A 239-nucleotide genomic window follows, 5' to 3' on the forward strand; every position below is an offset into this window, starting at 1 on the left:
ACAGCGAATTGACCCTGACCGGGGCACTACAGAAGTCGAGTAACGTCGGTGTTTCCAAGCTGGCGTTAGCGATGCCGTCCCCAGCGTTAGTAGAGACTTACCCACGTTTCGGCTTGGGAAAAGCGACCAATTTGGGGTCGGTCGGAGAACGCAGTGCCTGATACCCTCAAAAACAACCGTCGTCTCACATAGATAGGGCCACCTCCTCTCTCGGCTACGGGCTATTGGTAACGCCGTTA

The 239-nt window shown here is 55.2% G+C and carries 1 pseudogene; it reads left to right on the plus strand.

From position 1 onward, the window contains the following. Window positions 1-239: pseudogene (locus F0Q32_RS25995) on the plus strand (penicillin-binding transpeptidase domain-containing protein); the annotation flags it as partial.

Origin of the sequence: Pseudocitrobacter sp. 73 (assembly GCF_008369545.1) — a bacterium.
Lineage (GTDB): Bacteria > Pseudomonadota > Gammaproteobacteria > Enterobacterales > Enterobacteriaceae > Pseudocitrobacter > Pseudocitrobacter vendiensis.